Source organism: Anaeromassilibacillus sp. 1001302B_160321_C8, assembly GCF_015554745.1.
GTDB lineage: Bacteria > Bacillota > Clostridia > Oscillospirales > Acutalibacteraceae > Anaeromassilibacillus > Anaeromassilibacillus stercoravium.
In genome coordinates, this window is the sequence record NZ_JADNJD010000005.1 from 83,188 (window position 1) to 106,312 (window position 23,125).

A 23,125-nucleotide genomic window follows, 5' to 3' on the forward strand; every position below is an offset into this window, starting at 1 on the left:
AGCCGTTCGGTTCTGTGCGGTGAAAAAGAATGACAGACGGTGGACGTTTAGAGAAATTTCTGCTAAAATAAAAATAAGAACAGGCGATAAACGCCGGTTGATTTTCAGGCAATGAACGATTTGACGGCGGTTGCTCTGCAAGAGCGGTACTTTCTATGGTGCGTTCGAATAGGAAGGTGGACAGGATGAAGAAGTGGAGAAAATTCTTGCTTGCTGCTGCACTTTTGTTGGGGATTTTTTGCATCTGGTTCTTTACGGGAAATACCACCATACAAGGGGACGCCGTGGACCGGCTGGTGGTCTCCTCCATCCCACGCATGGACTTGCAAAAGGTGACGGAGGACCCGGAGGACATCCAAGAATTTGCCGGGCGCTGGAACCGGCTCCCCTGCTATCCGTCGCTCCCGCCGTTGGGCAATGGGACCATTGGGCGGTTTTGGTTCCGCACAAGGGAGAACGGCAATGTCCACCGCGTGTTTATCACCGGCTTCCATACGATCACTTTTGATAATCGGCCGTACTATACCCCGGTGGATTTGAGCCAGTGGTTTCCGGAGCTCTACCACTCCTTGGAGGATGTGCCGGAGGAGCCGTTTTCCTATCCGAACTAGAAAACGGTTCCAGCAAGGATTCCCACGGAAAGCCTAAAAGCCAGCATGGTAGCTTTACAGGCAGAGTGGTTTGTGAAAAATATGCACATTAAGAAAAAGGGTTGTAACGCAAAAAAGTGTGTGCTATCCTATAATTAGGAAAAATCATTTTCCTTTGTAATGAACCACATGAGATGGGAGGGAATCCAATGCTTCACATGCAACTCAAACGGAGGACAAACCGTGCGATTTTATCCGCCATGCTCCTGTCGCTCGTTCTTGCGGCGGAAGCCGTTCCCGCACAGGCTGCTGGAAGGGCGGAGCTTGCGATGGATGGAAAGGCGGTCCCTTCCGGCACAGTTGTTGCGCTGCCGGAGGGGTCTGTTGCGGCGTTCTCTTTAAAGCTGGACGGCAGCCTGGGTACGGGCTATACCAGCGGGAACGGCGCGGTGGCACAGACGGGAACGGTCCAGCGGTTCTCCGATGGCGAGGCTGTCTATGCGGTCAAGGCGATTGGGCAGTTGGGCGAACGTGCTGGTTTGTACATCGATGGGGAAAAGGTCCTGGAGATCGAAATTGCAAATGGCGCGGCATGTCCCGCCTGCCAAAAGACAGGGTACGCTTCGGTTCAGATTGAATATGGAGCATGGCATACCGATGGCGAACAGAGGGCCTGTTCCCATTTTGCTTACGGGCAGGATGCCCGCGAAGCGATGGACGCCTACAATGCCTATCGATGTGCAGCATGTGGCGCCGCCTCCCAGCTGCAAACCGGGACAGCGCACCGGTGGATCTGCCACGGATCGCGCGGATAATCCCGAAGAAAGCCAAAATCCACAAAGAAGGAACCGGAGTCCACAAAATGGACTCCGGTTCCTTCTGATTATGCCATCGTCAACCGGCTGGCCCATTCACCCGAAGAGGCAAGGGGCGGGGTTTACCGGACGGATAAAGCGCGGTATAATGGAAAAAACAACCATATCGTCAGGAAAATCTTTGGGGGATTGTGCGATGGAGAAACGGACGTTGAAAGAACTTCTTGTTGTGGCGAGTATGCTGTTTGGCATGTTCTTTGGGGCGGGCAATCTGATTTTTCCAGTTTCCATGGGGCAAATGGCAGGCTGGAACCTTTGGCAGGCGTCCGCTGGCTTCCTGATCACCGGGGTGGGGCTGCCGCTTTTGGGGGTGGCCGCCCTTGGAGTCAGCCGCGAGGATGGGCTTCTGGGATTGAGCAGCCGGGTCGGGAAACGGTACGGGCTTTTCTTTACCTGCGTTCTTTATCTTACGATCGGGCCGTTCTTTGCGATCCCCAGATGCGCGACGGTTTCCTACACGGTCGGGATTGAACGGGTCCTGCCCGGAGCGGGGCAGACCGTGGGACTGGCGGTGTTCTCCCTGCTCTTTTTCGGCGTGGTGCTGTTCTTTTCGCTCAGGCCGGGGGAAATCCTGACGTGGATCGGGAAGGTGCTGAACCCACTGTTCCTCTTCTTCCTGGCAATCCTGGTGGTGCGCGCATTGGTTTCCCCGCTGGGGAACTTCGCAGAGATTGCCCCGTCGGGCGCGTATGCATCGCATGCGTTTTCCACAGGGCTTTTGGAAGGGTATAACACCATGGATGCGCTGGCCGGGCTTGCGTTTGGAATCGTTGTGGTGGAGGCAATCCGCGGGCTGGGCGTCAAGGAACCGGGGCAAGTGGCAAAACGTACGGTATATGCCGGGATTTTCAGTTCGCTGCTGATGGCGCTGATCTATGTGCTGGTCACGGTTGTGGGCGCACAGAGCCGCGGGTTGTTTGACGTGGCAAGCAACGGCGGGGAGGCGCTTGCACAGATTGCAGAGCATTATTTCGGAGGGGCCGGGGCCTTCATCCTGGCGGCTACGATTACGGTGGCCTGTTTGAAGACGGCGGTCGGGCTGGTTACCAGCTGCGGGGAGACGTTCGTGCGGATGTTCCCGGGCGGGCCGTCTTACCGGGTGTGGGCAGTGGTGTTCTGCATCCTATCCTTCCTGATCGCGAATGTTGGCCTGGATGCAATTATCGCTTACTCCACGCCGGTCCTGATGTTCCTCTATCCACTGGCGATTGTGTTGATCCTATTGACGCTGTGCGGGAAGGCGTTCCACAACGACCGTGTGGTCCTGCAATGGACGGCCGGCTTTACAGCGGCAGCGGCGGCCTTTGACTTTCTCCGGGCGCTGCCCGAAGGCGTGCGTACTGCCCTGCATCTGGACCCTGTGGTCAGGCTGGCGGACACCTGGATCCCGCTCGCCAGCCAGGGCTTTGGCTGGATCTGCCCCGCATTGGTGGGGCTGTTGATCGGCCTTCTGGTCCGATATATCGGGGGGAAAAAGAACCCAACCGGCGGCGAAAAGGCTGTGCCTTCCCAGACTTCCGTATAAAAATGTTATCCGCATGGGATAGGGCGGCGCGGCGAAGATGCCGCCGCACAACAGGATGCCTTTGCAAACAAAAGCGTGGAAAAAGGGACCGGAATCCACAATCATGGATTCCGGTCCCTTTGTATTTGATTGGATTTCAGGTGTTGAAAGAAGATGTCAAATTCGTTGCCGGTTTCCCATTACCGGCGTGCCGGTGCGGGATCGCGGGCGGGTTCCGCCGGACGGCCGGGGATCTTCGGCAGGGAGTCGAAGCCGGGCTGCAGGTCCGCATCGGTCGGGATGTAGTCGGTCATGGTCTTCTCCATGAAGGAGGTGTAGGCGGCCATGTCGAAATAGCCGGTCCCGGTCAGGCCGAACAGGATGGTCTTTTCCTCGCCGGTCTCCTTGCATTTGAGCGCTTCGTCGATCGCCACGCGGATCGCATGGGAGGATTCCGGCGCGGGCAGGATGGTCTCCACGCGCGCAAACAGCATGGCAGCCTCGAAGACCTTCGTCTGCTCGACGGAACGGGCCTCGTCGATCCAGCCGTCGTGGTAGAGCTTGGAGACGATCGGGGACATGCCGTGGTAGCGCAGGCCGCCCGCGTGGTTCGGGGACGGGATGAAGCCGCTGCCCAGTGTGTACATGCGCGCCAGCGGCGTGACCTTGCCGGTGTCGCAGTAATCGTATGCATAGAGGCCGCGCGTCAGGGACGGGCAGGAGGCGGGTTCGACCGCGATGAAATATGGGTTCTTTTTGCCCAAGAGCTTATCCTGCATGAAGGGCGCGATCAGGCCGCCGAGGTTGGAACCGCCGCCGGCGCAGCCGATGACGATGTCGGGATATTCGCCGAGGATATCCATGGCTTTTTTCGCTTCCAAGCCGATGATGGACTGGTGCAGCAAAACCTGGTTCAGGACGGAGCCGAGCACATAGCGGCAGCCCTCCGTCGAGGTGGCAAGCTCAATGGCCTCGGCAATGGCGCAGCCCAGGCTGCCGGTCGTGTCCGGGTTATTTTCCAGGATGGCGCGGCCCACCTTCGTGGTATCGCTCGGGCTTGGGATGACATTCGCACCAAAGGTCTGCATGATGGCTTTGCGGTAGGGTTTCTGGTTGTAGGAACCCTTTACCATGAACACGGTCAGCGGGATGCCGAAATAGCCGCAGGCCTCCGCGAGGGCGGTGCCCCACTGCCCAGCGCCGGTCTCCGTGGTCAGGCTGGTGATGCCCTGCATCTTGGCGTAATACGCCTGCGCGACAGCCGAATTGAGCTTGTGGCTGCCGGAGGTGTTGTTCCCTTCAAATTTGAAGTAGATCTTTGCCGGGGTATCCAGATATTTTTCCAGATCGTATGCGCGGTTCAGCGGGGAGGGCCGGTAGGCTTTATAGATATTGAGCACCGGTTCGGGGATGTCGATGTACCGCGTGGTGCTGTCCATCTCCTGCGCCGCCAGCTCTTCGCAGAAAATCGGATAGAGCTCTGGGGTCTTGACCGGCTCCAGGGTTGCCGGGTTCAACATGGGGTCGGGCTGTTCTTTCATATCCGCACGCAGGTTGTACCATTGCGTGGGCATCTGTTCCTCTGTTAAATTAAATCTGTGTGGAATCTTTGCCATGCGAATTTCCTCCTTTTGATTTTTATAAACAAAAAAGCCCTTGCCCCATTTTCTGGGACAAGAGCATTCACTCCTGCGGTACCACCCGGATTGCGCCTTCGCGCCGCTTGTTCCGCATACTTCCATACGCGCTCCCTTGGTAACGGGTGGAGTTCCCGTCGGCAGCTACTGGGACTGTCTTTGTCCGTTCGCCCCGCCCTCGTAAGCCCATTCCATAAGCCGCTGCCCGCCGCAATCGCACCGCCTGCGGCTCTCTTTTGAGCGCTTTGCCTATGTACTCTCCTTACTCAACGGTTTCTTTTGTTGATTTCATTATAGAAATCGAAATGCCATTTGTCAAGGGTAAGAAACAAATTTTTTATTTTCCGCTGGATTTTAGGGACATGTGGTGAATAATACAGGGAGAAGAAAGTGTTTTACTTGCAAAATGTGCGTTATAGGGATATAATCATACAAATACCAAATTTTCAGGAGGTACCAATTTATGCAGCTTAACCAACCTGTTCAAAATCCTGCGTTTATCAGCAAACTGAAGCAGTTTGATACAAATAAAACAAGGAAAGACGAACTGGAACTGATCGAAGAGATGCGGAAAATGCACTACATCACCCCGGTGACGCTGGATCCGAGTCCCGAAGAAGGCAAGCCGAACCAGCAGACCCAGGTGAAGTTCCGTGCAGCGACCACCACAAAAGGGGAGAGCTTCTTTGCAATGTTCTCCGACATGGACGAACTCAAGAAATGGGCGCCCGATACAAAGGACGCCATGACGCTCGATTTTACCGAGCTGCGCACGTTGGTCCTGGGCCAGAAGGGGCAGATCGCGGGCTTTGTGGTCAACCCGGCAAGCCAGAACCTGGTGATCCGCACCAATACGATGGAGCAAATCGCCAATCCGCTCCAGCAGCGGCCGATCAGCCCGGATATGGTGGTGCTCTCCAAGCCCGATCCGTATCCGAAGGAGCTGGTGCAGACGCTGTGCGAATATTTTAAGACCCGCACAGAGGTGCTCAGTGCATGGCTGTTCACGGCGAATTATAAGACCAACATGAATGAGCCGCACCATCTGGTGATCGTGAGCCTGACCCAGGGCGTCAACCACCAGGAACTCTTTAAAGCGACGGTCGATGCCTGCCATAAGGCGATGAAGGCGGGCGAATTCCTGGATCTGATGCCGTCCAGCGGCAAATTTGGCAAACAGGCCATCGAGGACAAGAAGCCGTTCTACCGCAAGGGCATCGACGTGGAGTTGGAAGATTAAATGACCGCCCTGCGCGATTTTGACTTGGGGGCGACGCTGGAATGCGGGCAGTGCTTCCGCTGGGACCGCCAGCCGGACGGCTCCTATCGGGGGACCGCCGGGGGGAAGGCCCTGTGTGTTTCGCAGGACCATATGGAAGCGGCCATGGACGATCCCTTCTGGCGCGCGTATTTTGACCTGGACCGCGATTATGCGGCCATCCGGGAGGCCTTGTCCGCGTCCGGCCCGGTTTTGGCAAAGGCTGCGTCCTTTGCGCCCGGGATACGGATTTTGCAGCAGGACCCGTGGGAGGCGCTTTGTTCGTTTATCATCTCCCAGAACAACAACATCCCCCGGATCAAAGGGATCATTTCGCGGCTGTGCGAAGCCTTTGGCGAGGAGATGGAGCAAGGGGTCCGGTGTTTTCCATCGCCGGAACGTCTTGCCGGCCTGGAGGAAGAGGACCTCGCGTGCCTGCGCTGCGGCTTCCGCGCGCGGTACATACTCGACGCGGCGCGGAAGGTGGCTTCCGGGGAAGTCGATCTGGAAGCCCTGCGGGCCGCTCCCCTTGCACAGGCGCGCGAGCAGCTGATGGCCATTGTGGGCGTGGGCCCCAAGGTGGCGGACTGCGCGTTGCTCTATGGCCTGCACCGGCTGGAAGCATTCCCAATGGATGTGTGGATGAAGCGCGCCATGAAGGAATGGTTCCCCGGCAGGAAACCGGAGGACTTCGGCCCGTATGCCGGCATTGCCCAGCAATACCTGTTCCATTATATCCGCACGGCGCCGCCGGGCGGGCAATCCGTGAGCGCTTAACGTCGTCAAAAAGACCAATTCAAACAACCATCCCGGGCACGGGCGTTTTCGCCCCGTGCCCGGTTTTTGGTCCGATGGCTTTCCATAAGGAGGATACGTTTTGTTGGGTCCGGCCAATTTTTTGCAGATTCGCTGCGGCTTACAAACTCGCCCTTTCTCCGCTTGCTTTTTTGCCAAAAGGTATTTCTTTTTTGTGGAATATGCGGTATAATAAGGGCATCTAAAAGATAGGAGTGATTCCAATGGCATTGGTAAATACCAAGGAAATGTTCAAAAAGGCATACGACGGCGGCTATGCGATCGGCGCGTTCAATATTAACGATATGGAAATCATCCAGGGCATTATGAGCGCCTGCGCGGAGCTGAAGGCCCCTGTGATCCTGCAGGTTTCTTCCAGCGCCCGCAAGTATGCGCACCCGGCCTATCTGGTAAAGATGGTCGAGGCCGCTGTAAAAGAGAATCCGGATATTCCGGTTGCCCTGCATTTGGACCATGGCCCGTCCTTTGAGATGTGCAAGGCTTGCATCGACGACGGCTTCACCTCCGTCATGTTTGACGGTTCCGCAAAGCCCTATGAGGAGAATGTGGAAGAGGCCCGCAGAGTGGTCGAGTATGCACACAAGTACAACGTCACGGTAGAGGCCGAGCTCGGCAAGCTTGCCGGCGTTGAGGACGACGTCAAGGTAGAAGACGACAAAGCACAGTTCACGGATCCGGACGAGGTACAGGATTTTGTAACACGGACAGGCGTGGACTCCCTTGCCATTGCAATCGGCACGAGCCACGGTGCTTACAAGTTCAAACCCGGCCAGAAGCCGAAGCTGCGCCTTGATATCCTTGAGGAAGTTTCCAACCGCCTGCCGGGCTTCCCGATCGTTCTGCACGGCGCCTCCTCTGTCCTCCCGGAGTTTGTGCAGATGGTCAACCAGTACGGCGGCCAGATGCCCGACGCAATCGGCATCCCGGAAGAGATGCTGCGTGAAGCGGCAGCCAAGGCAGTCTGCAAGATCAACGTGGACTCCGACCTCCGCCTCGCGATGACCGCAACCGTCCGCAAGTATTTTGCGGAGAATCCGTCCCACTTCGATCCCCGCCAGTATCTGGGGGTTGCGCGCGACGCCATCCAGGGCCTCGTGGAGCATAAGATCAAGACGGTTCTCGGCTGCGAGGGCAAAGCCTAATTGTAACGCTTCCAATCGAAATGTTTGCCGCCGCCTTTTCCACTTTGGAAAGGGCGGCGGCTTTTTCTATGCATTTTCAGCAGGACGGAACGGCAAAATTTTGAATTCGATTTGCGTCCTTTCTTGGGGGAACCCCTCGATTTTCGCGCATTTGGCCAGAAAAGAGAACCCAGTTTGTATAAACTATACAGAGAATTGCATGCAATTTATAACTTTCCAGAAAAACTTTCTATTTCGATTCCGTTAATTTTTGCATTTTGGCTTGTAATGTTTGTGAGAATACGATATAATTGTTATTAATTTGATTGAACAATTGTAAAGTTGTACCAATCAACCCCTGAAAGGAGTTTTTAAGGTGAAGTTGTACAATGCAAAAGATATTCTGAACATTGCAATTGCGGGGCATAGCGGAGCAGGCAAGACCTCTATCGCGGAGGCCATGCTCTACCTTTCCGGCGCCACAGACCGCTTTGGCAAGGTCGGCGAGGGGAATACGGTATGCGACTATGACCCCGAGGAAATCAGGAGAAAAACAACCGTCAGCGCGGCAATCGCCCCGCTGGAGTGGAGAAATCATAAGATCAATCTGCTGGATGCTCCCGGACTGTTTGACTTCGAGGGGGCCATGTGTGAAGCGGTGCGCGCGGCGGATTCGGTTCTGATCGCGGTTTCCGGCAAGGACGGCGTGAACGTCGGCACGGAAAAGGCAGTTGCAGCGGCGGACGCCCGCGGCTTGGCGAAGATTTTCTTTGTCAACGGCCTGTGCGATGAGAGCGCGCGTTTTTATCGCGTGTTCGAGGACTTGAAGGCCAGCTTCGGCCCCTCGGTTTGCCCGGTGGTTGTCCCGTACATCGAAGACGGCAAAGCAAACATATATGTCAATATTTTGGAATATAAGGCATACGATTACTCGAACGGCAAGCCCGTTGAAGTGGCCATGCCGCCCATGGGCGACCGTTTGGAGGGCCTGCGCACGGCAATCTATGAGGCTGTTGCGGAGACCAGCGACGAGATGTTTGAGAAATATTTCTCCGGCGAGCCTTTTACGCCGGAAGAGGTCATCGTGGGCGTCAGCAAGGGCGTCAAATCCGGCGCGATCTGCCCGGTGTTCTGCGGCGACGCGCTCCTGATGCGCGGTATGGAGCAGTTCCTGGACGGCCTGACCTGGCTGGCCCCGTCCGCTTTGGAAAAGAGCGGCGAGATTGCAGCCGACATCGACGGGAACCCGGTCGAGCTTTCGGTCAACCCGGACGGCGCAACGGCGGCGATCGTCTTCAAGACCATCGCGGACCCCTTTGTTGGAAAGATGTCCTTCATCAAGACCATCTCCGGCAAGGTTGCGACGGACGCCCAGCTCATCAATATGCGCACGGGCAACGTGGAGCGCATCGGCAAGACGGTCATGATGCGCGGCAAAAAGCAGGAAGAGATGGGCTGCATCACGGCGGGCGACATCGGCGCTGTGCTCAAACTGGGCAACGTCTCCACGGGCGACACGCTGTGCTCCCCGACGCGCAAGGTCACCTTGGACGGAATTACCTATCCGGTCCCGACGCTCTCCATGGCGATCCTGCCGAAGAAGAAGGGCGAAGAGGATAAGGTGGCGCAGGGCCTGTTCCGTTTGATGGAAGAGGACCCGGTCATCAAATTTGAGAACAATGCCGAGACCCATCAGATGGTCATCAGCGGCCTGGGCGAGCAGCATCTGGACGTCATCGTTTCCAAGCTGAAAGCGAAGTTCGGCGTGGAGGTCACGCTGGAGCAGCCGCGTGTCCCGTACCGCGAGACCATCCGTAAGAAGGTGCAGGTCCAGGGACGCCATAAGAAACAGACGGGCGGCCACGGCCAGTTCGGCGATGTGTGGATCGAGTTCGAGCCCTGCGACAGCGAGGGCCTGGAGTTTGGCGAGCGCGTTGTAGGCGGCTCCGTCCCGAAGGGCTACTTCCCAGCGGTCGAAAAGGGATTGCAGGAGTGCATCGCGCACGGCCCGTTGGCCGGCTACCCAGTGGTAGGCCTGCGCGCCACGCTGTATGACGGTTCGTATCACCCGGTGGATTCCTCGGAAATGGCGTTTAAGACCGCGGCCTCCCTCGCGTACAAGGCAGGTATGCCGCAGGCCAGCCCGGTGCTGTTGGAACCCATTGGCACCCTGCGCGCCACGGTTCCGGACGCGAACATGGGCGACATCATGGGCGAAGTCAATAAGCGCCGCGGCCGTGTGTTGGGCATGGAGCCCGCTGGCCCCGGCAAGCAGACGGTTGAGGCAGAGGTCCCGGTGGCAGAGATGCACGACTTCTGTACATTTGTCCGCCAGGTTACCCAGGGACGCGGCAGCTATACCTTCGATTTTACCCGCTATGAAGAAGCGCCCGCCCAGGTTGCCCAGAAGGTGATCGAGCAGGCCAAGGCGGGTGCCGAATAAAGGCTTCCAGCAGGGGCATGAAAAAGCCGCCTTTCCCAGCAGAACGTTTTTGTAAAATTTATGTAAGAGAACCGGCAGCCGTTCCAGTCCATTTCGACTGGAACGGTTGCTTTATTTTTTGCCTAGATTTAACAAAGGGAAAACATGCCTTTAACGCTGCCCATCTATTCTATGTATCGGTAAATTTCGTAGGGAATTGATACGGCTTATCAAAGCCGGATGGGAAAGGTTGTTAAAAAATGGAAGAAAACAAGAAAACATGGAGCGCCCAGAAGAAGGGCGTGCTGATCGCTGCTGGTATCCTGTGTATGTTGCTTTTGATGGGTGCAGGCGTTTTTGCAGGGATGCATTACCAGGAATGGGTGGATGCCCCGTATAACGAGGAGCAGACGTTCACCCCCGATCTCGACGAGGCGGCACAGGACTGGAATGGCAACACACCGCCGAGCGCAAATGGCGAAGAGCAGGGGATCAAGATCCCGGGCTATGCGTCCATCGCTCTGCCAGCTGGGGAGAAAGATGTTAAGATCCTGCTCCTGAACCCGGAAGAAAACCCTTGCTACTTTATTTTTGAGCTGGTTTTGGACGAGACGGGCGAGACACTGTACACTTCGAAGATGGTAGCGCCAGGCAAGGCCATCCAGGAAGAGACGCTTTCCCGTGCGCTGGATGCAGGTGAATATGAGGCGACGATTAAAATCAGTACCTATTCTTTGGATACCAATACCCAGATGAATGGGGCGAACGTCAAAACAAAGCTGCTGGTTGGCTAACGTCTATTCTGATCCCTTTACAGGGGCATTTAGATAGAGATTTCTACAATAATGGAGGAACAAATTATGAAAAAAGCAATGGCGTTTTGCTTGGCAGCGATGATGGCGGCTGGTATGACGACCTCCGCATTTGCAGCGGCAAAAGACGTAAACCCCGGCAGTGTCATTTTCGATCAGGATTCCTTTATCAATGGCAAAGCCAGCGTAGAACTGGAATATGACGCTGTGGCGGAGCCGACCTATACCATCACCATCCCGATGGGCGTACAGCTCGTCAAGGGCGGCACAACCTCCACGTTCAAGGCGGAAGGCATCTCGAATTTGAACGGCGGCAAGATTGTGCTCTCGATTACCAGCACCCGCAAGTCCGGTATGCCGGATGACTGCCCGGATTTCGCGCTCTATCGCGGCCACAACTATGTGCCGTATGAGGTGCAGGGCTTCTATAAGGACGGTACATCCCACTTTGTCAGCGAACTCAATAAAGAAGTGATGTCCTTTGATGAGGACGGCGAGTACCGCTACAGAGTCATCCCGTCCAAGATCATCCCGGTGACCGGCACCTATTGGGGCAACATCACCTTCCAGTTCGACATTGTTGAATAAGATCCCCTGTGTTTATTAAGCTAAAATCGTTTTCTATCGATTTGAAATCTTGCAAATATCTTCTTTCTTAGATCTTCAACTTCCCCCGAGCACCCGCTCCGGCAAACTGCCGGGATGGGTGCTTTTCTTTTTGCAGCCTTCCCTGTGCAGAAAAGGCATGATTTTTCCCACGGCCGCATATCCATTAGAGATGAAAAAGCGGCGGCCGCCGCGGGGAGGGATCCGTTATGTTTGTATGTTCCATAAAAGCGGGAAAGAAGAAGTGGGTGATTGTTGCGCTGGCGGTGATTTTGGTGGCTGTAACGGTATTTTTGGCCTTTGGGAAATGGAATGCTGCCGCGGAATCCGGAAACGCCAAGGGGTACAGCTGTGTGGCATCCAACAACGACGAGCGCGTTGCCTTTTTAGCGCAGTTCGGCTGGCAGGTGGAGGCGGAACCTTTGGAGATCCGGGATGTGGCCATCCCAGACCCATTTGACGAGGTGTACCTCCAATACAATGCCCTGCAAAAGCAACAGGGGTTTGATTTGGAACCGCTGGCGGGAAAGGTCTGCCGTCAATGGGTTTACGAGGTGACCAATTATCCAGCCGAAACCCCGGTCCATGCCAATCTGCTGGTCTATGAGGACCGCGTGGTCGGCGGCGATATCTGTTCCACGGAATTGGACGGTTTTATGCTCCCGTTTGACGCGCTGGGCAGTGGGAATGCGGGCGCAGCTTCCTCTGCCGGGAGCTCCGCCCTTCCGGAGAGCGCGGTCTCTTCCGGGGCCCCGGTTTCGTCCCAGGCGCCGGTTTCGTCCGAGGGAGCTCCTGTCTCCTCTTCGGAGATCCCCGCGAACGCCTGGCCGACGGACTGAGGAAAAGGCATAGCACGATGCCGCAAAACGTTCGCGGCATCGTGCCATGTTCGTGCGTTTGGCCAGCGGGAGGATTTTGCTCTTTGCGGAAAGAACGATTGTATTCGCGGGGGAAAACCGATATAATAGAGGAATCAAATTTGGATGGATGTGAAAACATGCCAAAGGAACGGTTGGACAAGGTATTGGCTTCGCAGAATATCGGGAGCCGGAAGGAATCCGGCGCGCTGATCCGGCGCGGTGTGGTAACCGTCAATGGGCAGGTGGTGCGCCAAGCGGACAGCAAGGTGGACCCGGAGCAAGACGTCATCACCGTGGGGGGACAAGCGCTCCATTTCCAGCGGTATTCCTATATTATGATGAATAAGCCCGCAGGGGTGCTCTCGGCGGCGCGGGACGCACGCCAGGAGACCGTGTTGGATCTTTTGCCCCCGGAGTTGAAACGCCGTGGTCTTTTCCCGGCAGGGCGGTTGGACCGCGATACAGAAGGGCTGCTATTGATTACGGACGACGGGGATTTCGCCCATCGGATGCTGGCGCCAAAGAGCCACGTCTATAAGCTTTATGAGGCGGAGCTGGACCTTCCGGCCACGCAGGAGGACGTCAGGGCCTTTGCCGCCGGGGTGGAATTGAGCGACCGCATATGCCTGCCCGCGGAGCTCCGGCTGTTGGATGCTACGCGGGTGCAGGTGCAGATCTGCGAGGGCAAGTTCCATCAGGTCAAGCGCATGTTCCACGCGGTTGGAAAGACCGTGTTGCACCTCAAACGCCTGCGTATCGGCGCGCTGGAACTGGACCCTGCGTTGGCCCCCGGGCAGGCGCGTCCGCTCCGCCCGGAAGAACGGGACAAGATCTTTCGTGCGAAAGATTCTGTAGCGCTTTAAGAAAGCATTTGTCTTTTAGCGGATTTTCATAAAGGTGTTGTTGCATTTTTGGGTAAAAATCGCCTGTTCAAATAGGGGGGCATCTGATATGATAAGGACTAGCCCCGTTTTTTGACATAGGGACGGGACGCTTGTTTTTCATCGTTGCAGAGGGAAACAGGGTTCTTGACGGAATACAAGGAAAAGACTCGCTTTTTGGAGGATTTGTAATATGGCGAACATATCATTGAGGCATGTTTGTAAGACGTTCCACAATGGAGTGGTAGCGGTGCGGGATTGCACATTGGAAGCGGCCGAAGGGGAATTCCTGGTTGTGGCGGGTCCGGAAGGCTCCGGAAAGTCCACTTTGTTTCGGCTCATTGCCGGCCTGGAAACGCCAACCGAAGGGGATATCTATATCGGCGGCGTGGTGGTGAATCAGCTTTTTCCGCAGCAACGGGACATCGCGATGGTCCTGCCGAACCACGTTCTCTATCCGGAGTTAACGGTCAAGGAGAACTTAGCGTTCCGCCTAAAAATGCACCGGATGCCGGAGGCAGAGGTGGAACGGCATGTGCAGGAGGTTGCCGGCTTGTTGCAAATCGATCCGTTGCTGGACCGGAAGCCGGGCGCGCTTACTTCCATGCAACAGCAGATGGTAATGCTGGCCCGGGCCATGGTGCAAGGGCATAAGGTCCTCCTTTTGGATGAGCCATTTGTCCATTTGGACGAAAAACTGCGCGCGCAAATGGGGAAGGAGCTTCGCGAACTTCATAAGCGGTTGGGGATCACCATCCTTTATGCAACGAAGGATCAAGCCGAAGCGGTGGCTTTAGGGGACCGGATTGCCGTAATGAAGGAAGGCTTTATCCAGCAGGCAGGTGCGCCGGAAGAACTCTATGCGTCCCCGGCCAACCAGTTTGTGGCGGGCTTCCTTGGCAATCCTCCGATGAATTTCCTCAATGTCAAGGTGGGCGCGGACGGTTCGGATTATACGTTCACGTTCGGAAAGAGTGCCGTGCGTATGCCGCAAGGCTGGGATGAAACCGGCGTTTTGAAGAGCTATGTGGGCAAGAACGTTGTCCTGGGGGTGCGCCCGAAGGATGTCCATGACGATCCCGCCTTTGTGGAAAAAATGGAAAAGGGCGTTGTAAATGCAGAAGTCGAGGTTATGGAGTCCGTTGGCGGGGAATCCTATCTCTATCTGACGTGCAGCGGACATTCCATCACAGCAGGGGTTGACGCAGATGCGATGCGGCAGAGCGGCGAACCGATCCAAATCGCCTTTGATATGGAGAAAATAAAGCTTTTCGACAGCGATACAGAGCATACGATTTGGCGTTGAACAGGCTTTCTGTGGCTTGGGAAAGCTCAGCTAGAAAAATAGCCCTCTGAAATATGAACAAATTGTAAATTACGCGGCAATTTCCACAAAAAAATTTTTTATTTTGTGATATATAGTTGAAATGTGTGCTGCTTTTATGTAAAATATATGTAGCCTTTTTATAGAATCCACCATCAAGATTAGCAAATATAGATAAAGTGAGGGAGCAGCATGTCAAACAGACTATTTCAAGGGGTTATTCACCAGATGAGGGACGCTATTGACCGCACAATCGGTGTGATCGACGAGACGTCCGTCATTATTGCCTGCAGCGAGCTGGGGCGGATCGGCGAGGTCAACGACAGCATTACCGCCGATGTCTTGGCAGCTCCGGGAACCTTTGTGGTGAATGGTTACACCTACAAATCCTTTGGCAGCAGGCCGCGGCCGGAATATGCGGTGTTTGTCTCCGGTTCAGACCCGGAAGCCAGCCGGTATGCATCGCTGCTTGCCATCTCTTTGAGCAGCATCAAACAATACTACGATGAAAAGTATGACCGCAGCAACTTTATTAAAAACGTGATCTTGGACAATATCCTTCCCGGCGATATTTATCTGAAAGCGCGGGAACTGCGCTTTAATTCCGACGTCAGCCGGGTCTGCATGTTGATTAAGATTACAAACAAGTCCGATATTTCCGCTTACGATGTGATCCAGAACCTCTTCCCGGATAAGAGCAAGGATTTTATCATCAACATCAACGAGACGGACATTGCGTTGGTCAAGGAGATCCGGGCGGGCATTGAACCGAAGGACTTGGAAAAGCTGGCCGGTTCCATTGTGGATACCCTCTCCAGCGAATTTTATACGCATTGCGTGGTCGGCATCGGCACCATTGTAGTTGGCATCAAGGATTTGGCCCGTTCCTTTAAAGAGGCGCAGGTTGCTTTGGAGGTCGGCAAGGTGTTCGATACGGAGCGCGCCATCGTCAGCTATGACAATCTGGGCATTGCGCGTCTGATCTATCAGTTGCCGACGACCCTGTGCGAAATGTTCCTCAAAGAGGTCTTTAAGCGCGGCTCGATCGAGTCCCTGGATCACGAGACGTTGTTTACCATCCAGCGCTTCTTTGAGAACAACCTGAATGTCTCGGAGACATCCCGTAAGCTGTTTGTACACCGCAATACGCTGGTGTACCGCTTGGAGAAGATCAAGAAGATCACCGGTTTGGACCTGCGCGAGTTCGAGGACGCAATCGTCTTTAAAGTGGCGCTGATGGTCAAAAAGTACCTTTCTTCGAATCCGGTCAAGTTCTAATAGAGGGATTTTTGCCGGAGGTTGTCGGAAGCTTAAAAAATTACAAAAATATTACAAATTATTTCTTTTTAAAAACAATAAATGCAGCACCCATTGGTATTATGTAAACATGCCGGTGGGTGCTGTTCTGTGTATAGAAAACGGCCTGTTGAAACGGCTTACAGCCGCACCGGCTGGGCAGATATGGCAATTACGCGGGGATGGAACATCCCGTTTCGAGATAGAAACCATCGTGTGCTTTGAAAACCGCACGGCGTTTTGATAACCGGTCTTTTATGGTCCAAGGGGGATCTGCGCCCTTGGCGCGGTTTTTATGCACCGCAGGGCTTTGGGAGAGAGAAAATGATTGAATTTAAAAATGTGAGCAAGACATATAGCAACGGGACACATGCACTGCAAAATGTGAATTTGACCGTTGCAGACGGGGAGTTTGTATTTATCGTAGGCTCTTCCGGCGCCGGAAAGAGTACGTTCTTGAAATTGATTATGTGTGAGGAAACGCCCAATGAGGGCGATATTATCGTCAACGGCACCCATATTACCAGCCTAAAAAAGCGGGAGATCCCGTATCTCCGGCGCATGATGGGCATCGTTTTCCAGGATTTCCGTTTGATCGATAACATGACGGTCTATGAAAACGTGGCCTTCGCTATGCATGTGATCGGGGCCACACAGAGCGAAATCAAAAAGCGCGTGCCCTACATATTGAGCCTGCTAAATTTGCAGGATAAGCAGAAATGCCGCCCGAACGAACTCTCTGGCGGCGAGCAGCAGCGTGTTGGGCTTGCGCGTGCGCTGGTCAACAACCCGAAGCTCATCATCGCAGACGAGCCCACCGGGAATATCGACCCGGCGCTCTCGTTTGAAATTGTCGACCTGCTCAGCGAGATCAACCGGAGGGGGACCACCATCCTCATGGTGACGCATGAGCACTCTTTGGTCAAGCACTTCCATAAGCGTGTGGTAGAGATTCATGACGGCCGGATCGTGGCCGATACAGCTTCGATGGAGGTGGAACCAGATGCGCAAGATTAAAACGGTACGTACCCAAAAGAAACGGTCCGGTTCCCGGCTTTCCAGCTTGGGGTACTTGCTGAAAGAGGGCGTTAAGAATATTTGGAGCAACCGGACCATGAGTTTCGCCTCCGTTGGCGTGCTGGTTTCCTGCCTGCTGTTGACGGGCGCGGCGGTGCTCTTTTCCATGAATGTGGATGTGGCGATGAAGTCGCTGGAGGGGAACAACTCCACGACGGTCTACCTTCAAGAAGGGCTGCCCACCTTGACCAGCCTCCGGGTGGGGCAGGAGATCAAGCAGCTGGACAATATTGAAGAATGTGAATTTGTCTCAAAGCAGGACGCTGTGCAAAATATGTTGGATATGCTGGGCGACGACGGCACCGTATTGGAGGGCCTTTTGGGGGATGAAAATTTCCTGCCGGATGCGTTCCGCATCTCGATGAAGGACCTGAATCTGTATGATGAGACGGCGGCGCAGATTGAAGCGATCAATGGCGTGGACGAGATCATCGATTATTCCGACATCGCGGAGCAGCTCACCAGCTTGGACAACCTAGTGACCTCCGTAGGCTTTTGGATTGTCCTGATTTTGAGCCTTGTTTCCCTGTTTATCATTTCCAATACGATCCGTGTGACGATGTTCTCACGGCGGTTGGAAATCAGCATTATGAAATCCGTGGGTGCGACAAACTGGTTTGTCCGGGTCCCCTTTATCGTGGAAGGCGTGATTATCGGCCTCCTGTCCGGCGGGGTGGCCAGCGGGTTGCTGGTGCTCGTCTATAACAAGCTGGTGTCCTCCATTGCGTCGATCCCCTTGTTTTCGCCGGTGGACATCGGGCCCATCACTTGGCGCATTACTCTGATCTTTATGTTGGCCGGCGCCTTGTTTGGCGCCCTGGGCGGCCTGATTACGCTCGGTAAATACCTGAAGAAAGAAGGAGGAGATTTAGGTGGCCTGTAAGAAGAGATGGCTCAAGGGGTTTGTGGCATTGGTATTGGCGTTTTCCGTATTCTGCGCGCCGGGCGCGATCCAGCTGCATGTGGATGCAGCCTCGTCCGACCAGCTTTCCGATCTGCAACAGAAGCAAAAGGACTTGCAGCAGCAGAAGCAGGAGTTGGCCAAGCAGCAGGCGGCAACCGACCAGAAGCTGGCCAGTTTGAAGGCGGATAAAGAAAAACAGCTGGAATACAAAAATACACTGGATCAGCAGATGGAAAACCTCCAGAGCCAGATCACGGTGCTGAACGAGCAAATTTCCACACTGGATCAAAACATTACGGAAAAAACAGAGCAGATTGCCGACAAGCAGGCCGACATTGACTTTAACTATGAGCAGCTAAAGGAACGCCTCTGTGCCCTGTATAAGACGGGCGAAGCGAGCAACTTACAGATCCTTTTGAATTCCGAGAATGTGATGGATCTTGCCAATAAGACCCATCTCTTGCAGGTAATCACCGAGCATGACACAGAATTGATCAATACGCTCAAAGAAGAGTTGCAGTCCATTGCAGACGAAAAGGCGGAGATCGAGCAGAACCGCCAAGAGGTCGCCGCAGCGAAGACGGAGCTCGATAACAAGCGCAACGAATTAGGTACGTTGGAAAGCGAGGCCCAGCGCGTGCTGGATGAGCTGACCGCAAACGAGCAGTCGATGCAGTCGGAGAGCGACAGCCTTGCTGCGGAACAGAGAAGGATTGAGCAGGAAGAGGCACAGGCTGCCGCGGAAATCGACCAATGGTGGGCGGATTATTATGCCTCCCAGAACAGTGGAAGCAGCGGTGGGAATAGCGGCGGAAGCAGCAACACCACGGCGCCAGAGAGCTATGTAGGCGGGCAGTTCACCTGGCCGGTGCCGGGCTATACGCACATTTCCTGCGGTTACAGCAGCGGCCATAAGGCCATCGACATCAACCGGACCAACGGAAAGAGCATTTCCGGCGCGCCGATCGTGGCGGCAAACGGCGGTACAGTGGTTGTGGCAGGCTGGCATTACAGCTATGGCAACTATGTGATGATCGACCACGGCGGTGGATATTCGACCTTATACGCCCATGCGAGCAGCCTGGCGGTCAGCAAAGGGCAAACCGTGAGCCGCGGGCAGACCATCGCCTATGTTGGCAGCACCGGGAATTCGACGGGGCCGCATCTGCATTTTGAGATTCGTGTCAACGGCGTGCGGAAGAACCCGTTCAATTGGTTCTCTTAATTAGAAGCGCATTTTAGACAGGCATGTCCTTTTGGGAAGGGGCGCCCGCAGCGGCGTCCGCAGATCCGTCGTTGCTTGCGGGTGGCAGGCCCTGCGGCGGATGGGATTTCCGGCGGGACATGCCTGTTTCAAATCGGATAAAAGGGGTTGTGCAAAGGAGGGAATCCATGAAGCAGTCAAAAAAAATCCGGCGCGTGGCCGCGGTTCTGGCGGCGGTAGCTGTGCTGTGCTCCTCTACCACGTCGCTTCGGTGCGCTGACGCGGCCGTTTCCGAGGGGGATCTGGATGCACTCCAGCAGGAACAGCAGGAGCTGGAGCAGCAGCGTGAGAAATTGGAGCAACAGCAGGAAGCGACGAAAGCAAAGCTGGACCAACTGCGCGCGGATAAGTCAAAGCAGCAGGAATATAAGGCAACCCTGGACAGCCAGATGCAGAATGTCCAGAGCCAGATCAATGTTTTAAACCAGCAAGTTTCAACACTGGACACCAGCATCCAGGAGAAGACAGCACAACTTTCCGGCAAGCAGCAGGAAGTCAATACGACCTTTGATGAATTGAAAAAGCGCTTGTGCGCAATCTATAAGACAGGGGAAGCCAGTACCCTACAGATCCTCCTAAGTTCCCAAAATGTAATGGATCTGGCCAATAAGACCTATTTGCTCCGCAGCATTACGGAGCATGACGTCGCATTGATCAATGGCCTCAAGGAAGAGATGCAGGGGATTGCGGCGGAGAAAGCGGAGATTGAGCAGAACCGGGCCGATCTCACCGAAGCGAAGAGCACCTTGGATCAAAAGCGCACCGAATTGGGGGCGTTGCAGAGCGAAGCGCAGAATGTTTTGGACGGCATTGCCAGCCAGGAACAGGGTATCCTGGCGGAGAGCGACGCGCTCTCCATGGAGGAAGAGGAGATCCGCCGGAGAGAAAATGAGGCCGGCGACCGGATCGACCAGTGGTGGGCCGATTATTATGCGGAGCAGAAGCGCCAACAGGAGGAGCTCAAACGCCAGCAGGAGGAAGAGCAGCGGAAACAGCAGGAACAGGCGCAGCAAAACCAAGAGGAAAGCGAAAGTTCCACACAGCCGGTGGAAGAACCCGAGCAGGAATCCTCCGCGCCACCGGTTGTGAACGACGCCCCTCTGGAATACGTGGGCGGGCAGTTTACTTGGCCAGTGCCGGGATATACCCACATTTCCTGCGGCTACAGCAGCGACCACAAGGCGATCGACATCAACCGCACCAATGGAAACAGCATTGATGGGGCGCCGATTGTGGCGGCGAACAGCGGAAAGGTAGTAAAAGCGGGCTGGGACAACAGCTATGGCAACTTTGTGATGATCGACCACGGCGGCGGCTACTCCACCCTATATGCACACGCCAGCAGCTTGGCAGTGAGCACGGGCCAGCAGGTGGAACGGGGCCAGACCATCGCCTATGTGGGCAGTACAGGCGATTCTACAGGCCCGCATCTGCATTTTGAAGTGCGCGTCGACGGCGTCCGGCAGAACCCATTCAATTGGTTTTCCGCAGGTTGACCGGCAATGGTTAACAGCGGATGGGACCGTTGGAGCGGGCAATATATGGCTGGAAAGGGCCAAAAACGGGTAGGATTGACAGAAAATTTACATTTCGCCGTATAAAAAGAAAACGAAATCCGGTATGATAGTAAAAAAGGCCGGGGACACATGAACAGGCTCCGCCGGAATCTTTTTCAGGGATGAAAGGGTTCTTGGAATATGGATGCGGGGCGGAAAGATGGAAATACCTGCATAGTAAGGAATGATATGTGATGGGTAAGAAAATATCTCTGGGGGCGGCAGTTGCTGTTGCTGGGATCACAGCGGCGGTCACCGTATCCCTGACATACGTATACGCGATGAACAGCTTCAATGAAAAGGTGGCCGACGTCAACGAGCGGCAGGCGATGTACACAAAGCTCAGTGAGATCGACCAAAAGGCGCGGCAGGACTACGTCGGTGAGATTAACGAAACGCAGTTGACCGATGGCATTTGCGCGGGATATATTGCGGGGTTGGGCGATTTACAGGCCCAGTACATGTCCGCGGAACGGTATAAGACCTATCAGACCGGCACGGCGGGGAAAAACACCGGCGTTGGGATTAAAACAGTCATGGACGAGGACGGCAACATGGAAGTCATCCAGGTGATGCCGAATTCCCCCGCGGAGCAGAGCGGCATCCGAAAGGGCGATACTATTGTCTCGATGGACGGCCGCGAGATTGTCCGGATTACGTATGGCGACGCGCTCAACCGCCTGGACGGGACAGCCGGAACGACCGTCACCCTGGGGATTTACCGCGCAGCCCAGCCTACAGAAGCCGCCGCGGAGAGCGAGAATACTGTTGCGGACGGCACAGACTCGTCTGGGACGGAACCGCAGGGGGAGTATCTGGAAATCACCGTTACCAGGGCGGAATACACCAAGCAGAGCATTACTTCGTCCGTGATCAACGGGAATGTGGGATACATCAAAATCTCTGAATTCAACGACAGCAGCGTCGAGCAATTCAATTCCGCCCTTTCCTCGCTCAATAAGCAGAAAGTAGCGGGTTTGGTAATTGACTTGCGGAACAATTCCGGTGGCAGCGTGGAGGCGATGGCGTCCATGCTGGACACCCTGTTGCCGGCGGGCAACCTGGTGACCACGCAGGATAAGAATGGGCAGACGACGGTGGAATATACATCGAAATCCAACGAGATTGCGCTTCCGATCAGCGTCATTGCAAATGAGACCACCTTTGGCGCAGCAGAAATTTTTGCTGCGGATATAAAGGAATTCAAAAAGGGCCTGGTTGTCGGACAACCGACGGCGGGATATGGCACAAAGGACGAGGTCATCCCCCTTTCGGACGGTTCTGCGATTACGCTTTCCGTGGCGAATTATTTGACGCCGGGAGGGACCGTGTTCAACGGCGTAGGGATTGCCGCAGATATATCCGCCACCTTGACCGAGGAGCAGATGGACTTGCTGGCGCGCGATGAACTAGCCCATACCGATGATGCGCAGCTGCAAGCCGCCGTCAGCGCATTGGTACGCCAAGGGGCGGCAGTTGCAGAAATCCCCGGGACGCAGAGCGCGCAGGGGACGGACGCCATCCCGGAGGAGGCCGGGGAAGGTTCGGCAACCGGTGAGGACGCCGCCTCTTCGGAAGGGACCCAGCCGACGGAAGAAAGCAGTACGTCCAGCAGCACGGCAGGATAAAGGCAGTTTTTGAAAAAATATGTGGATAGGCGCGCTACAGATGTACTTTTCTGTGGCGCGCCTATCGATTTTGTAATCAGGAAACCGCATTTGCAAATGGTTTTCATCCCAATCAGGGGAATATGTCAGAATCCTCATAGCGGAGGCCCTGCGCAACCAAAAGAAAATCATAGATGCAAAAATCTGCCTTGCAAGCCGGGGCATAGAATGATAAACTATAAACATACGAAAAGGATGGGATTCATGTGGAAAAGCTGAAAAAAATTTGGCGGTTCTTGACTGCCCCAGAGATGCTTCTGTACATTTTGTTCGGCATCCTGACCACGGCGGTCAATATCCTTTCCTTTGGGCTGCTGCGGGATGTCCTGCAATGGCAGTTGCTGACGGCCAATACGCTCGCGTGGGTGCTCTCCGTCGCGTTCGCCTTCCTCACCAATAAGGTCTTTGTGTTCCGAAGCAAAAGTTTTGCGGCCAAGTTGGTGCTGCGGGAGCTGGTCTCCTTTGTGGGTGCGCGCCTGTTTTCCCTCGCGGTGGATACCGCAGGCATGTGGCTGCTGGTGGACGTTCTCACCTGGAACGACTGGCTGGCAAAAGTCCTCATGAATGTCATTGTAATTGTTCTCAATTATGTGTTCAGCAAACTGTTTATTTTCAAACGCCCGCAGTAGAGCGCATTTCCCCAATATCATCAACG

General features: G+C 54.9%; 21 protein-coding genes. 19 read left to right on the plus strand and 2 right to left on the minus strand.

Annotated elements, in window-relative coordinates:
- Positions 1 to 185 precede the first annotated feature (185 nt).
- From I2E77_RS05165 to brnQ, 3 genes are all read left to right on the plus strand, one after another.
- Entirely contained in the window at positions 186 to 611 is a 426-nt protein-coding gene (locus tag I2E77_RS05165; RefSeq protein ID WP_087234001.1) for a hypothetical protein, read from the plus strand.
- 188 nt (positions 612 to 799) lie between these two features.
- A complete protein-coding gene (locus tag I2E77_RS05170) occupies positions 800 to 1,405 on the plus strand; it encodes a hypothetical protein (RefSeq protein ID WP_195450743.1) in 606 nt (201 codons plus the stop codon).
- A gap of 196 nt (positions 1,406 to 1,601) precedes the next feature.
- Positions 1,602 to 2,990, plus strand: a complete 1,389-nt coding sequence (gene brnQ / locus I2E77_RS05175) for a branched-chain amino acid transport system II carrier protein (RefSeq protein WP_195450744.1) — start codon at positions 1,602 to 1,604, stop codon at positions 2,988 to 2,990.
- A gap of 179 nt (positions 2,991 to 3,169) precedes the next feature.
- Here the strand turns inward: brnQ and I2E77_RS05180 are convergent, their stop codons facing one another.
- On the minus strand, positions 3,170 to 4,585 hold the full coding sequence (locus I2E77_RS05180; RefSeq protein WP_191448751.1) for a TrpB-like pyridoxal phosphate-dependent enzyme: 1,416 nt from the start codon (positions 4,583 to 4,585) through the stop codon (positions 3,170 to 3,172).
- Between the two features lie 67 nt (positions 4,586 to 4,652).
- Positions 4,653 to 4,796: a hypothetical protein gene (locus I2E77_RS05185; RefSeq protein WP_191405863.1), complete on the minus strand. Its 144-nt coding sequence runs from the start codon at positions 4,794 to 4,796 to the stop codon at positions 4,653 to 4,655.
- Positions 4,797 to 5,069: 273 nt separating this feature from the next.
- Here I2E77_RS05185 and I2E77_RS05190 point away from each other — a divergent pair, with 273 nt between their 5' ends.
- The 16 genes from I2E77_RS05190 to I2E77_RS05265 all read left to right on the plus strand — a co-directional run bounded on the left by I2E77_RS05190 (position 5,070) and on the right by I2E77_RS05265 (position 23,099).
- Positions 5,070 to 5,846: an enhanced serine sensitivity protein SseB C-terminal domain-containing protein gene (locus I2E77_RS05190; RefSeq protein WP_195450745.1), complete on the plus strand. Its 777-nt coding sequence runs from the start codon at positions 5,070 to 5,072 to the stop codon at positions 5,844 to 5,846.
- Positions 5,847 to 6,641 carry a DNA-3-methyladenine glycosylase family protein gene (locus I2E77_RS05195; RefSeq protein ID WP_195450746.1) on the plus strand — a complete coding sequence of 265 codons (795 nt, stop codon included), beginning with the start codon at positions 5,847 to 5,849 and terminating at the stop codon, positions 6,639 to 6,641.
- 242 nt (positions 6,642 to 6,883) lie between these two features.
- A complete protein-coding gene (fba, locus tag I2E77_RS05200; RefSeq protein ID WP_087234337.1) occupies positions 6,884 to 7,822 on the plus strand; it encodes a class II fructose-1,6-bisphosphate aldolase in 939 nt (312 codons plus the stop codon).
- 355 nt (positions 7,823 to 8,177) lie between these two features.
- On the plus strand, positions 8,178 to 10,244 hold the full coding sequence (locus I2E77_RS05205; RefSeq protein ID WP_195450747.1) for an elongation factor G: 2,067 nt from the start codon (positions 8,178 to 8,180) through the stop codon (positions 10,242 to 10,244).
- A gap of 239 nt (positions 10,245 to 10,483) precedes the next feature.
- Positions 10,484 to 11,017 (plus strand): hypothetical protein, encoded by a 534-nt coding sequence (locus tag I2E77_RS05210; protein WP_087234333.1) that lies wholly within the window; start codon positions 10,484 to 10,486, stop codon positions 11,015 to 11,017.
- A gap of 66 nt (positions 11,018 to 11,083) precedes the next feature.
- Positions 11,084 to 11,623: a hypothetical protein gene (locus tag I2E77_RS05215; protein ID WP_195450748.1), complete on the plus strand. Its 540-nt coding sequence runs from the start codon at positions 11,084 to 11,086 to the stop codon at positions 11,621 to 11,623.
- 227 nt (positions 11,624 to 11,850) lie between these two features.
- A complete protein-coding gene (locus I2E77_RS05220; RefSeq protein WP_195450749.1) occupies positions 11,851 to 12,480 on the plus strand; it encodes a DUF4830 domain-containing protein in 630 nt (209 codons plus the stop codon).
- 158 nt (positions 12,481 to 12,638) lie between these two features.
- Positions 12,639 to 13,364 carry a pseudouridine synthase gene (locus I2E77_RS05225; RefSeq protein WP_191405402.1) on the plus strand — a complete coding sequence of 242 codons (726 nt, stop codon included), beginning with the start codon at positions 12,639 to 12,641 and terminating at the stop codon, positions 13,362 to 13,364.
- Positions 13,365 to 13,575: 211 nt separating this feature from the next.
- Positions 13,576 to 14,688: an ABC transporter ATP-binding protein gene (locus I2E77_RS05230; RefSeq protein WP_191362953.1), complete on the plus strand. Its 1,113-nt coding sequence runs from the start codon at positions 13,576 to 13,578 to the stop codon at positions 14,686 to 14,688.
- Between the two features lie 210 nt (positions 14,689 to 14,898).
- On the plus strand, positions 14,899 to 15,984 hold the full coding sequence (locus tag I2E77_RS05235) for a PucR family transcriptional regulator (protein WP_087234323.1): 1,086 nt from the start codon (positions 14,899 to 14,901) through the stop codon (positions 15,982 to 15,984).
- 342 nt (positions 15,985 to 16,326) lie between these two features.
- Positions 16,327 to 17,019: a cell division ATP-binding protein FtsE gene (ftsE, locus tag I2E77_RS05240; RefSeq protein WP_087234321.1), complete on the plus strand. Its 693-nt coding sequence runs from the start codon at positions 16,327 to 16,329 to the stop codon at positions 17,017 to 17,019.
- Complete coding sequence (ftsX, locus tag I2E77_RS05245) at positions 17,006 to 17,962, plus strand: permease-like cell division protein FtsX (protein ID WP_191362954.1); 957 nt, start codon at positions 17,006 to 17,008, stop codon at positions 17,960 to 17,962. The genes ftsE and ftsX overlap by 14 nt, the downstream gene beginning before the upstream one ends.
- Entirely contained in the window at positions 17,952 to 19,208 is a 1,257-nt protein-coding gene (locus I2E77_RS05250; protein WP_172749721.1) for a murein hydrolase activator EnvC family protein, read from the plus strand. The genes ftsX and I2E77_RS05250 overlap by 11 nt, the downstream gene beginning before the upstream one ends.
- 167 nt (positions 19,209 to 19,375) lie before the next feature.
- Positions 19,376 to 20,743 (plus strand): murein hydrolase activator EnvC family protein, encoded by a 1,368-nt coding sequence (locus tag I2E77_RS05255; protein ID WP_191405403.1) that lies wholly within the window; start codon positions 19,376 to 19,378, stop codon positions 20,741 to 20,743.
- Between the two features lie 254 nt (positions 20,744 to 20,997).
- On the plus strand, positions 20,998 to 22,431 hold the full coding sequence (locus tag I2E77_RS05260; protein WP_191362956.1) for a S41 family peptidase: 1,434 nt from the start codon (positions 20,998 to 21,000) through the stop codon (positions 22,429 to 22,431).
- Positions 22,432 to 22,676: 245 nt separating this feature from the next.
- A complete protein-coding gene (locus I2E77_RS05265) occupies positions 22,677 to 23,099 on the plus strand; it encodes a GtrA family protein (RefSeq protein WP_087234313.1) in 423 nt (140 codons plus the stop codon).
- Positions 23,100 to 23,125: the final 26 nt, after the last annotated feature.